The sequence below is a fragment of the Candidatus Acidiferrales bacterium genome (genome assembly GCA_036514995.1).
GTDB lineage: Bacteria > Acidobacteriota > Terriglobia > Acidiferrales > DATBWB01 > DATBWB01.
On record DATBWB010000024.1, the window covers coordinates 1 to 10,887 of the forward strand.

General features: G+C 60.2%; 11 protein-coding genes. 5 read left to right on the forward strand and 6 right to left on the reverse strand.

What is annotated here, in order from left to right:
- Positions 1-608: 608 nt before the first annotated feature.
- Both VIH17_01955 and VIH17_01960 read left to right on the forward strand, forming a co-directional pair.
- Entirely contained in the window at positions 609-920 is a 312-nt protein-coding gene (locus tag VIH17_01955) for a type II toxin-antitoxin system HicB family antitoxin (GenBank protein ID HEY4681996.1), read from the forward strand.
- A 114-nt stretch (positions 921-1,034) separates the two neighbouring features.
- Complete coding sequence (locus VIH17_01960) at positions 1,035-1,265, forward strand: type II toxin-antitoxin system HicA family toxin (GenBank protein ID HEY4681997.1); 231 nt, start codon at positions 1,035-1,037, stop codon at positions 1,263-1,265.
- A 217-nt stretch (positions 1,266-1,482) separates the two neighbouring features.
- On the opposite strand, the gene VIH17_01965 is transcribed toward VIH17_01960, so the two are convergent.
- The 3 genes from VIH17_01965 to VIH17_01975 form a co-directional block, all read right to left on the reverse strand.
- Complete coding sequence (locus VIH17_01965; GenBank protein ID HEY4681998.1) at positions 1,483-4,023, reverse strand: hypothetical protein; 2,541 nt, start codon at positions 4,021-4,023, stop codon at positions 1,483-1,485.
- Between the two features lie 437 nt (positions 4,024-4,460).
- Complete coding sequence (locus tag VIH17_01970) at positions 4,461-4,730, reverse strand: hypothetical protein (GenBank protein HEY4681999.1); 270 nt, start codon at positions 4,728-4,730, stop codon at positions 4,461-4,463.
- A 15-nt stretch (positions 4,731-4,745) separates the two neighbouring features.
- On the reverse strand, positions 4,746-5,579 hold the full coding sequence (locus VIH17_01975) for an SRPBCC family protein (GenBank protein HEY4682000.1): 834 nt from the start codon (positions 5,577-5,579) through the stop codon (positions 4,746-4,748).
- Positions 5,580-5,623: 44 nt separating this feature from the next.
- Between VIH17_01975 and VIH17_01980 the strand changes: the two genes are divergently transcribed.
- Positions 5,624-5,884 (forward strand): M55 family metallopeptidase, encoded by a 261-nt coding sequence (locus VIH17_01980; GenBank protein HEY4682001.1) that lies wholly within the window; start codon positions 5,624-5,626, stop codon positions 5,882-5,884.
- Between the two features lie 202 nt (positions 5,885-6,086).
- Positions 6,087-7,499 (forward strand): cation-efflux pump, encoded by a 1,413-nt coding sequence (locus VIH17_01985; protein HEY4682002.1) that lies wholly within the window; start codon positions 6,087-6,089, stop codon positions 7,497-7,499.
- A gap of 16 nt (positions 7,500-7,515) precedes the next feature.
- Here VIH17_01985 and VIH17_01990 read toward each other — a convergent pair whose 3' ends face one another.
- The 3 genes from VIH17_01990 to VIH17_02000 all read right to left on the reverse strand — a co-directional run bounded on the left by VIH17_01990 (position 7,516) and on the right by VIH17_02000 (position 9,360).
- Positions 7,516-7,932: a hypothetical protein gene (locus tag VIH17_01990; GenBank protein ID HEY4682003.1), complete on the reverse strand. Its 417-nt coding sequence runs from the start codon at positions 7,930-7,932 to the stop codon at positions 7,516-7,518.
- A 90-nt stretch (positions 7,933-8,022) separates the two neighbouring features.
- Positions 8,023-8,961, reverse strand: coding sequence for a hypothetical protein (locus VIH17_01995; protein HEY4682004.1), 939 nt, complete (start codon positions 8,959-8,961; stop codon positions 8,023-8,025).
- Positions 8,962-9,123: 162 nt separating this feature from the next.
- Entirely contained in the window at positions 9,124-9,360 is a 237-nt protein-coding gene (locus VIH17_02000; GenBank protein ID HEY4682005.1) for a hypothetical protein, read from the reverse strand.
- 257 nt (positions 9,361-9,617) lie between these two features.
- Here VIH17_02000 and msrP point away from each other — a divergent pair, with 257 nt between their 5' ends.
- Positions 9,618-10,595, forward strand: coding sequence for a protein-methionine-sulfoxide reductase catalytic subunit MsrP (gene msrP / locus VIH17_02005; GenBank protein ID HEY4682006.1), 978 nt, complete (start codon positions 9,618-9,620; stop codon positions 10,593-10,595).
- The last annotated feature ends 292 nt before the right edge of the window (positions 10,596-10,887 follow it).

Sequence of the window (10,887 nt, forward strand, 5' to 3'; positions counted from 1 at the left end):
CTGCCAAGCTATCGACCCGGATTTTGTTAATTCCTTGGTGATCAAATTCGGTCGCGAAAAACTTGGTCTTGTGCGCTTCCCTAGCAGTCGCTTGATCTAACCCGGGATGGGTGCCGTGAGACACAGCTTCCTGAACCAGCAACTAAATGCCGCAAACGCTGGCGACTCTCGCGAAGCATTGCAGGCGGACACGATATTTCCCGCAAGAAACCCAGCCTTCCCTTGGGGGGCCGAGCACATAGGTCAACTGCCCTCCATGGCTCCAATCTGTGTCCAGCGGGAGAACGTCGAACAACTTCCCAAAGCGACAGCAAAGTGCACAGGGGCTCGTTGTTTGCTCCGCTGATTTCCTTGCTTGTCCAGCATCGAGGAAGGTCTAGGAAACCACTCAAAACCACAATCGCCTGCGGCACCTCTATTCTTCCGCAACCACCTTCATACTCAGTTTCTTTTCGCCCACTGCCAGAGTAACTGTGTACTCGCCGGCGGGGACGAGCTCAGGCTGCTCGAAGGGGCCGGGGGCGCTGACTCTTCCGGCCGGATCGAACTGGAGGTCCCAGATCACATTTTGACAGTCAAAGAGCGGGTTGTTAGAATTTCAGCGTAGCATGACGAAGATACGTTCTAAAGCAAAAACGGTTAAGCCGGACATCAGCTTCACTGTCCAGGTCTGGCGGGAAAATGGGACGTATGTGGCCTACGCCCCGGAGCTTGATGTTTCTAGCTGCGGAGATTCTCTCGCCGAGGCTAGGGCCCGCCTCCGCGAAGCAGTAAGCCTCTTTCTCGAAGAGGCCTCGCGCAGGGGGACTCTGCAAGACATTCTTGCTGAGGCAGGCTTTGAAAAGCATGGCAAGACCTACCGTCCTTACCGCGTTCTAGCCAGACAGAAAGTTCGGCTGGCAGTTCCTGTGGGTTCCTAGTGCCGTTCCAACTATTTGAGCAGGATAACGAGTTGGCGCGACAAATTACGCGTAAATGCTCAGTTCTCGAAGAGCTTAGCCTGAGTTGGTTGGAACGGCACTAGCTCCAGCCGTATGCCACGGATCTCACCCACACACTACCGCAAGCTTGTGCGAGTTTTGGAACTCGAAGGCTTTGCACTCGTCCGACAACGGGGCGACCACATGGTTTTCACCAAACCGGGCATTTCACGCCCGGTCGTTGTGCCCCGCCACGATCCTCTTCCCGTGTTCATCATCAAGAATATTCTGCGGACTGCGCGCATCACTCGTGAGCGCTACTTCGAACTCCTGGAACGTGTCTAATACTTCATGTTGCGAGCTAGTTACCAATCGATCCTCAAACGGGATTGAACTGAACTCCCTCTCTGATTCGACCGACTGTATTTAAGAGATTTCTCATAAATGTCAAAACTTCGCTAACCAGTCGGAGAGAGTCCCGCCTCAGGGGTTGAAACCCCCGGTTTGTTACCCCTTTTACGGCACGGCTCAAGCCGTGCCCTGCCGGCACCGTTGCCTACCGCTACTCTTCGACCAATACCTTGGTCGTTAGCTTCTTCTCCCCAACGGCCAGCGTAACGGTGTACTCGCCGGTGGGCACAAGTTCGGGCTGCTCGCCGGGGCCGGGGGCGCCGATTCTCCCCGTGGGATCGAACTGGAGGTCCCAGACGACGCGGTTGAAGCCGGGGTATTGCGTGCCCGTCAACTCGCGCACCTTTTTGCCTCCGGCGTCCGCAATCGTGATTTTCACTTCGTCGCCGGTGAACGCCTTGAGGTAGTAGTTGATATACGCCCCAAAGGGCGGGTTTTTAACCTTGAAGAAGCGATTGCCCCAGGCAGCGTTGCCGGGGAGATAGTGGAAGCGGAGCGCTGAGCGGATGCTGAAGAGGTGCGCGTCGGCGGCAAGCACCTCGGGCGTCAATTCCTGGAGCGCCGTGATGTCATCGAGGACGTAGATGCTGCGGCCGTGGGTACCGATGACGACGTCGCGGTCGCGCGGGTGGATCACGATGTCGTCCACGGCCACAGTCGGTAGGTCGTTTTTGAGCGGAAGCCATTTCCCGCCGCGGTCGAAGGAAACGTAGAGACCAAACTCGGTGCCGGCGAACAAGAGTTGCCGATTGCGCGGGTCTTCGCGGATGACCTTCACGGGCGCGTTTGTGGGCAAATTGCTCGAAATGTTCTTCCAAGTCTTGCCGAAGTTGAGGGTCATGAACACAAAAGGTGAAAAGACGTCGCTGCGGTGGCCGTCGAGGGCAACATAGGCGGTGCCTTCCTCGAAGTGCGAAGCTTCAATGCGGCTGACGTAGAGGTTCTTGGCCAGGCTTGCCCCGCCAACGGCGGGGCCGGCTGCGCCCGGACTTGTCGGGGTGATGTTGCCGGCCACGTTGGTCCACGTAGCACCGCCATCCTGGGTCACCTGGATGTTGCCGTCGTCGGTGCCGGCCCAGATGATGGCTCCCCCGCCACCGGCGGGGCCGGGCTTCAGGGGAGACTCGGAGAGGCTGACGATGGTGCAATGCGTCTCAGCGCCCGAGCCTGCTGCTGTCATCTTCTGTGGGTCCTGAGTGCTCAGGTCCGGGCTGATGGGGTCCCAGCGATCGCCGCGCTCGGTCAGCTTGAACAGGCGATTCCCGCCGAAGTAAAGCGTCTTCGCGTCGTGATGGGAGATCACAAAGGGTGAGTTCCAATTGAACCGGTAGCCGGCTTCGCCTTCTTTGGGAATGGGCTTCAAGTTCTTGCGCTCTCCGGTGCGGCGGTTGAGTCGAAACAGGTTTCCGCCTTGAGACTCGGCGTAAACGATGTCCGGGTCGTCGGGATCACTGGCCACGTGAAAGCCATCGCCGCCGCCGATGCGGTACCAATCGGCGTTGGTGATGCCGTCGAGGTTGCGCGAGGCGCTGGGCCCGCACCAGCTCCCATTGTCTTGCAGGCCGCCGCAGATGAAGTAGGGCCTGCGCCGGTCCACGTTCACGTTGTAGAACTCTCCGACCGCCAGGTGATTGACAAAGTCCCAACTCTTCGCGCGGTCGTAGCTCAGGTAGATTCCGCCGTCGCTGCCGAGGAGCAGGTGATTGGAGTTGGCGGGATTGATCCACATGGCATGGAAGTCACCATGAATGCCCGTGCCGCCGTCGTTGCGGAACGTTTTGCCGCCATCCTCGGTGATGTAGAACCGCGCACCCAGAACATAGATGTTGGCCTCGTTCTGTGGATCCACTCGAACCTTGCTGTAGTAAAAGGGACGCGGGTTGACCTCGGAGAGCCGTTTCCAGCTCTCACCCTTGTCCTCCGAGCGAAAGAGCCCGCCCTCGCGGCTTCTTTCCTCGATGCTCCGCGTGCGGCCGCCCAAATCGGATTCGATGATCACATAGACCACGTTGGGGTTTTTCCGGTAAATGTCTATGCCGATCCGGCCGAGCGGCCCGGCAGGCAGGCCCTGGGTCAACTTCTGCCAGGTCTTCCCCGCGTCGGACGATTTGTAGAGACCTGAGCCAGGGCCGCCGCTCGTGAAATTCCACGGCGTGCGACGCCGCTGGTAGGCGGCCGCGTAAACGATGTTCGGGTCTCCCGGATCAATGGCCACGTCCACGACGCCCGTCGCGCTGCCAGCGGGGCCGGTGTCAGCGTCAATCTGCAACACGGCTGTCCAGGTCTTGCCGCCGTCCGTGGTCTTGTAAAGGCCGCGTTCCGGGTTGGCTCCCCAGAGGTGCCCGAGCGCCGCCACGTAAACCGTGTTGGTATCCGCGGGATGGATGGCGATGCGGCCGATGTCGTGGCTGTCCTGTAGGCCCACGTTCGACCAGGTCTTGCCGCCGTCGGTGGACTTATAGACGCCGTTCCCCCAGGAAGAGCTGTTGCGGTTGTTGGCTTCGCCGGTGCCCACCCAGACGATGTTCGGGTCGGATTGAGAAACGGCCACCGCCCCGACCGACGCCACCGCTTCGCGGTCAAAAACAGGTGTCCAGGTGACGCCATTGTTCGTGGTCTTCCACACGCCGCCCGTCCCGAGGCCGGCGAAAATGGTGTCGGGGTTGCTTTCCAGCACTGCGAAATCGGCCACTCGGCCGCCCATATTGGCCGGGCCGACCGACCGCCACTTGAAGCTCTTGAAGAGCAGTGGGTCAACTTGAACTGTGGCGGGCGCCGGAATGGGAGGAGTGCTCGGAGTTGCTTTTTCCTTACTTTTTGGGACGACTTTTCGCGATTTGGCCCGCCTTTCGGTACCACCGGGCGCGGGCTGCTGGGCGTAGCTCGAATGATCTGGAAAGTTCAACACGAGAAGGAAAAAGATCCCGACGAGAACTGCTGTTCGCTTAAAGGCTGGTTTCACGGCATTAACCCTCTGCTTTCTGGCGCTGGATGGTAGTCTCCTTGAAATGCGGATTTCAACCATCTTTGGGGTGCGGCGGCTAGCTGCCTTCCGAGAGCGGGAGCAAGCTCCCGCACTCCAGATGGAAATGCTTCGAGTGGCGCATGCCCGTGGCGGCGCTCTTCGTTTCAGTAGGTCCACCCGCGGATGCAATCCCGGCAGTAGAGAGAATCGGTGGCCGGGTCGAGGTAGGCTTCGCGACGAATGACGCTCGTGCCGCAGTGGTCACAGCAATCTTCGACCAGGAGAAGAGCATCGTCACCTGGCGGGATGCCCACGTCCCGAAGGAAATTCTTGTCCGCGTCCGTCAAGACGAGTTGGGCGCGCCGCACGAGAATGCGATGCACGTCGGGCGGCTTGAGCCCGGCCAGCGGAATCGGCTTCCGTTTATCGGTCATGCTTCCAAAAGCAACTTAAGAAATGACGCGAATCCTTTTCCCAAAGTAGAGATAGCAGCGAAGGCGTTCGAGCAGCTCGTGCCACTCGTGAAAGCGTTGCCACTCGGCGCCGCCGGGTCCCACGAGCCCGGTGTGGTGGAGGGAGACAAGAGTGCCGTAAGGCGCGCGGCCGGCGGCCAGGCGCACTTCGCTGGGGCGGCGAGTGCCCTCCCAGGTGAAGGCGACATGGCTCCCCCGCGCAATCTCCAGGAACGTTCCTGAATCGAGTCGCCCACGCCACCCCCAAAGAAATTTGCCGCCCACCTTTGGCGCGAGAGTCACTTTTCCGGGAAGGATTTTGGCCATTTCTCCGGCATGGAGCCAGGTGCGAATGACATCTCCCGGGGTGCCGCGCACCAAAGCGCGCAGCAGGATATCATTTCCACCGGGCTGGAATTCCAGGTAAGTCTTGAAGCGCAGCAGGAAGTCGGCCCAACCGTAGCGATAGTCCTCGAGATTGGCGCGGCGCAGGTCGGCTTGCTGCACGACGGTCACCAGCGAGGCGTCGGCATCCCCTTTCACGGTGAAGCACACGACCCCGACCTGCCGGGGGTCGCCGAGCACCAGTGTCGAACCAGGAACTGCATCGAGCACACTCCCGCGCCAGGCGTAGTCGCCTCTCTTGGCGGCGACTTTCTCCCAGATGCCCCAATGCCAACGGAAGGAAGCGCCCGGCTTCGGTTCGAGCTCGACGCGACCCAAAAGAATGCGGCTCAGTTCCGACGGTGATGTCAACGCCTGCCAGGCACGCGCGGGCGGGACGGCCACCGCCAACGATTCCCCCACCGGACCCATTTCCTTCTTCGCCATCCCACGTCCTTCGGATCGCAAGCCCACGGCGATTCTACAACGACGTGGAGTGGGCGCGAAGCGATTCCTGGCAAGCTGCTCCTACCGGTGATCGAACCATTCCCCTGAGCGACTTCAAACCTTATCGCTTGAGCTCACCGATCAAACTGCAAATCGCGTTTAAATCTTCCGCCCACGCGGAACTTCTTGCCATGCTCCCCGGAGTGGAGCGCACCGATGGCCACACGATTGTTTTCACGGCGCGCGACATGGTCGAGGCGGCAAAATTCCTCACTGTGGTGATGGACTACGGATCGTATCAGTAGCTTGTAGCGCGGGTGAATCCGTGCCGCTCGGCGGGATTGCACTGAGGGTTTTCACTCCCGGAAGAGGTCCGCGGGACGCCGCGGGCCGCGCCCAGCGAGCTGCAACCTGAGACAGTCGTGCGGGGATGCCTATATTATATAATGTCTAGGTCTGCCCTGAGAAAAGGAATCGGGGTGCGTGCTGCGCCCGCCGGAAGATGTCGTGAGCGAAAAACCGATCAGCCCGCTCAACGAGAAACGCTGGGTGGCCCTCACCTCAGTGGTGGCGGCGGTCTTCCTGACCACCTTCAAGGCGGTGGTCGGCGTGGCGACGGGGAGCCTGGGCATCTTGTCGGAAGCCGCTCACTCCGGCCTCGACCTCATCGCTGCCGTCATCACCTTTCTTTCCGTCAGCGTCTCCGACCGTCCTGCCGACGAGACCCACGCGTACGGTCACGGCAAGGTGGAAAACTTTTCAGCGTTCGTAGAAGCCCTTCTTCTTCTCTTTACCTGCGCATGGATTATCTTTGAGGCCCTCCGCCGGCTGTTCTTCACGCATCCCAACGTGGACCCGACCGTCTGGGCGTTTGCGGTGATGGTCCTTTCGATCGGGATCGATCTGGGGCGTTCGCGGGCGCTCTACCGGGTGGCGCGAAAATACCGGAGCGAAGCGCTGGAAGCGGACGCGCTCCACTTTTCCACCGACGTTTGGAGTTCCTCGGTCGTCATCCTCGGGCTGGCGGCAGTCTGGATGGGGCAGAGACTCAACGTTGCCTGGCTGCGATCGGCTGACCCGTTGGCGGCGTTGGGCGTGGCCGGGGTGGTGATCTATGTCAGTTCGCGGCTCGGCAAGCGGACACTGGACGCGCTGCTGGACGCCACGCCGGTCGCTTTGCGCAATCGCGTCGCTCAGGCGGTGGAAGCGGTGGAGGGCGTGCTCGCCTGCACGCGCATTCGGATGCGGCGGGCCGGCAACCGCTACTTCCTGGACGTGACCATCAGCGTGGCCCGGACCATGCCTTTCGAGCGCGCTCATGCTGTCTCGGAGGAGGTGGAGCGGCGGGTGGAGCAGATGATCGGCGAGGCCGACGTGGTGGTTCACATGGAGCCGCGGGCCGGTCAAAGCGAGAATATTTTTGAGGTGATCCACGCTGCCGCGCAACGCCGACGGCTGAATGTGCACGACCTTGATGTCCATCAGCTCAACGGGCAGTTGCTGGTGGACTTGCACCTGGAGGTTCCGGCGACCCTAACGCTCGGCGAGGCGCACCGGGTGGCGAGCGAACTGGAGACGGAAGTGCGCCGGGAAGTTCCCGCCGTCAGCAGCATCAACGCGCACATTGAAACGCACTGCACCGAGATTCAGGCGGGCGACGAGATGCGCGAACTTTCTCGCGCTATCCAGAAAACATTTCACACCCTCATTCCCGAGTTCCACGAAGTACGCGATTGCCATGAAGTAACGGTGCGACACGTGGAAGATAAGATTCTCGTATCCTGCCACTGCACCATGGACGGCAGCCTGCCCATCGGCCGGGTGCACGATGTTACCGGCGAGCTGGAAACGCGCCTCAAGGAAGCTTTTCCGCAGGTGTTTCGCGTGACCATTCACCCCGAGCCTCCGGAAGAAAGCTAGTGCGCGTGCGGCCGGGTCAGTGAATTGCCGCCGAAACAGGGCCGCCGCTCACCACCTGCAATGGCACAAGCGCTTCTCTTGTGCCGTCCAGCAGCACCTCAATCCAGTAAGTGCCGGGCGAGGTAATCTGCCAGTTCAGGTGAAAGGCGACGTGGCGGTGGAAGCGAGATTCGTCGGCCAGCTCAAACTCGGCTGCTCCCAGGTCGCCCACCAGCTCGCGGCCGGGTCCCAACAGCCTGATGGTGCTCTGAAAGCGACCGCGGCCGCTGCCCCAGGCGTTGACCACGACAATGCGCGGGTGAAAAGCCGGCAGCACCGGGGCGTAGATGCTATCGAATAGTCCCATGAGACTGATTTTGTCGCCCACTTCCTGCCGGACGTCATCGCAAACAAGGGTATAGAGCAGTCTCGGCTTCCTGGCTTGGCCTGCCATGCCCGCCTCCTCGTCACCAACCCTGAGCCGCTGTGCTTCCTTTTATACAACCTGCTGATGGCTCACCTGGCTGCTACTTGAGTTGGTTGGCTACTGAAAAAAGATACTGTGGGGAATCATGTAGATGCCGATCGTCAACACCAGTCCCACGATGGTCAGCCACGCAAACGCGCCTTCCGAGAGCGAGTCACGCTTTCCTATGCCCATCGGATCGCGGCGAAAAAAGGAATGGGGCCTCGAAACCAGCAATCCCAGCCAGAAAAGCACCGTCAGAAGCGATTTATTATCGGTGATATCCCATCCCAGCGGGAATCCACCCCAGCCGACGCCCAGCCCGTACCAGGCCACCAGATAGCCCAGCGGCAAAACCGCAACCGCAAAGGAAACCCAACCCCAAAAGACCGTCTTGTAGAGCTTGGGGAAGCCGTTGCTGTTGATCAGGTGACTTAACGAAAAGTAGAGCGAATGAACAAGAAAGATGAGAGCGGCGGTGATGAGGGCAATGTGAGGAACGATGACGACTTTCGGCACTCGGGCAAAATAGGTGACGTGGAAGTAGCGCTCGCCGGCTCCTTTGAGCAGCCGCTCCAGCTTTTGCTTCTGAGCTTTTAAGATCAGCTCGGTGCCCGCCTCGTCTTCGGCAACCAAGTAATAGAAGAAGCGCTGCCCGCGCTCCAGGTGAGGCAGGGCGTCGATGTAAGTTCGCGTTTCCTTGACGCGCTGCATCGTGCTCGTCCGGGCAAAATCGCCCCGGGCGCTTCGGTCAAAGTGGAGGGTGACGGACTTGATGGGCGCTCGATTCGACCATACGCTGAGCTGGACCAGGTGTTGCCGGGCGTATTCGCTGGTGGAAGGGACATAGACATAGTTAAAGGTTGCCGAGGAATCCAGTTGCCGGTAGATCTCCGGCGTGACCATTTGATAGAGGCCGTAAAGGAGCCCGGCGCCGACCACCGCCAGGACAATCCAAAGCGGCATGCGTGAAGGCTTGAGCGGTTTGTTGATACCGATGCGGCTCAGAGTCACCATCGGAGCCGAAAGTATAACCCAGGCAATGCGCCCCGGCCAACCGTGGCGCTACCCGGGCGAGTGCCGTTCCAACTTGCAAAAGCTAGGAGGGAAAGAAGACAACCGCTTCCCCTGAGCATCGCGACACAGTGAGACTCGCAGGGGCCAATAGTTGGAACGGCACTAGCTCCTGCCGCGCCAGGCGTTGTGGATGCGGTCGGCAATCGGGGCAGCAAAGGCGAACAACAACCCCACGCCAGCGATGATGACGGCCGCGCCGACAATCAGGAGAACGACGATTCGAAAGGGATCTTTCTGGCTCTCGCTCACCGCTATCAGAAGCATCCCGAACGAGATCACGATCAGCGAAGCACCGAAGTAGCAGCCCTGCCTGAACCACCATCGAAAATCCGAAGACATTTCTCCTCCGCGTCGCTTTGAGATTTTGCCCTGGCAACCAGACCCGACGGGCGCGCCTCGAAGACGCCCTCGAGCTTCATCATATTTCCAACCTGTCCTGGTGAACAGCAATTTTTCCTGCCCGGCCCTCCCGGCGACAGGAAGGGATGAGATCAACCTCAGCTTGCTTATTACAAACCATCCCGCTGCCGTCTGCGGGGCATGGTTGCCATGAGCCCTTCCAGAAGCTATCCTAGGTTGCTATCGGGGGGTGACGGATGGCTTTCCTTCGCGTGCCGCGAGGCTGGGAGATTCCCGAAGGCGAGGCGACTCCCGAATCCATCTACGAGCAATTCACGCGGCGGCGCTTTCTTCGTGACCTCGCCCTGGCGGGCTTGGGCGCCGGGGCCACTCTGGTGGCGGGGCCGGCCATGCTCGAGGCGGACAACCGGCAGAAACAACCTCGCTCGTTCCCTGCCTCCCCTTCCGTTTATCCCGCGCGGCGCAACCCGAAATTCACTCTCGACCGGCCGCTTACCGATGAAAAAATTGCCGCGAGCTACAACAACTTCTACGAATTCAGCGAGCAGAAGGAAGAGGTAGCAAAGCTGGCGGCGCGGTTTGAGACCCGGCCGTGGACGGTGGAAATTGCCGGTCTCGTCCACAAGCCGCTGAAATTCGACGTGGACGAACTCACGCGGCTCATGCCCATCGAGGAGCGGCTCTACCGTCTGCGGTGCGTGGAAGCCTGGGCCATGGCTGTGCCTTGGACGGGCTTTCCCTTCAAGGCGCTGATGGATCGTGTCGAACCGCTTGCCAAGGCGAAGTTTGTGCGCATGGTCTCTTTCGAGCGGCCGTCGCAGGCGCCGGGGCAGCGGTCGCCGTGGTATCCCTGGCCCTATTTCGAGGCGCTCACGATGGCGGAAGCGGCGAACGAGCTGACGCTGCTGGTCACCGGCATCTACGGCCACGAGCTTCCGCCGCAACACGGCGCCCCCATCCGGCTGATCGTGCCCTGGAAGTACGGCTTCAAGAGCATCAAGTCCATTGTGCGCATCGAGTTCGTGGAGCGGCAGCCCGAGACCTTCTGGCACAAGGTGGTTCCCGGCGAGTATGACTTTTGGGCGAATGTGAATCCGCGAGTCCCGCACCCGCGCTGGTCGCAAGCCACCGAGCGTATGATCGGAACGAACGAACGCCGGCCGACGCTGCTCTACAACGGTTACGGTGAATTCGTCGCCGGGCTTTACTCCTAGGTCCTTTTTGATACTCAGGGGAGAAGGTGAGTGGCCAAAAGTGAGCAACTTTTGAGCGGAGCAAATCAGCCAAGTCTTGTATTTCCAGGACGTTAGCCGAGTTCGTTTTGTAGAAGTTGCTCGGTCCACCTGGTTGCCGCCGTTAGGGGCTGTGATGCTAGGTGCCTTTATTAGCTGCTAGCTATTGCCGTAGGCTATATGTGTCTTTATGTAATCTCCACTCCGTTCCATCACTGCGATCGGTAGTTCCCCAGGCAGAAGGGCGGTCACGATCCTAAGCACTCGAAGCCTC

Coding starts and splice junctions, on each gene's coding strand:
- VIH17_01955 (HEY4681996.1), top strand. CDS start 609: ATGACGAAGATACGTTCTAAAGCAAAAACGGTTAAGCCGGACATCAGC.
- VIH17_01960 (HEY4681997.1), top strand. CDS start 1,035: ATGCCACGGATCTCACCCACACACTACCGCAAGCTTGTGCGAGTTTTG.
- VIH17_01970 (HEY4681999.1), bottom strand. CDS start 4,730: ATGACCGATAAACGGAAGCCGATTCCGCTGGCCGGGCTCAAGCCGCCC.
- VIH17_01975 (HEY4682000.1), bottom strand. CDS start 5,579: ATGGCGAAGAAGGAAATGGGTCCGGTGGGGGAATCGTTGGCGGTGGCC.
- VIH17_01990 (HEY4682003.1), bottom strand. CDS start 7,932: ATGGCAGGCCAAGCCAGGAAGCCGAGACTGCTCTATACCCTTGTTTGC.
- VIH17_01995 (HEY4682004.1), bottom strand. CDS start 8,961: ATGGTGACTCTGAGCCGCATCGGTATCAACAAACCGCTCAAGCCTTCA.
- VIH17_02000 (HEY4682005.1), bottom strand. CDS start 9,360: ATGTCTTCGGATTTTCGATGGTGGTTCAGGCAGGGCTGCTACTTCGGT.
- msrP (HEY4682006.1), top strand. CDS start 9,618: ATGGCTTTCCTTCGCGTGCCGCGAGGCTGGGAGATTCCCGAAGGCGAG.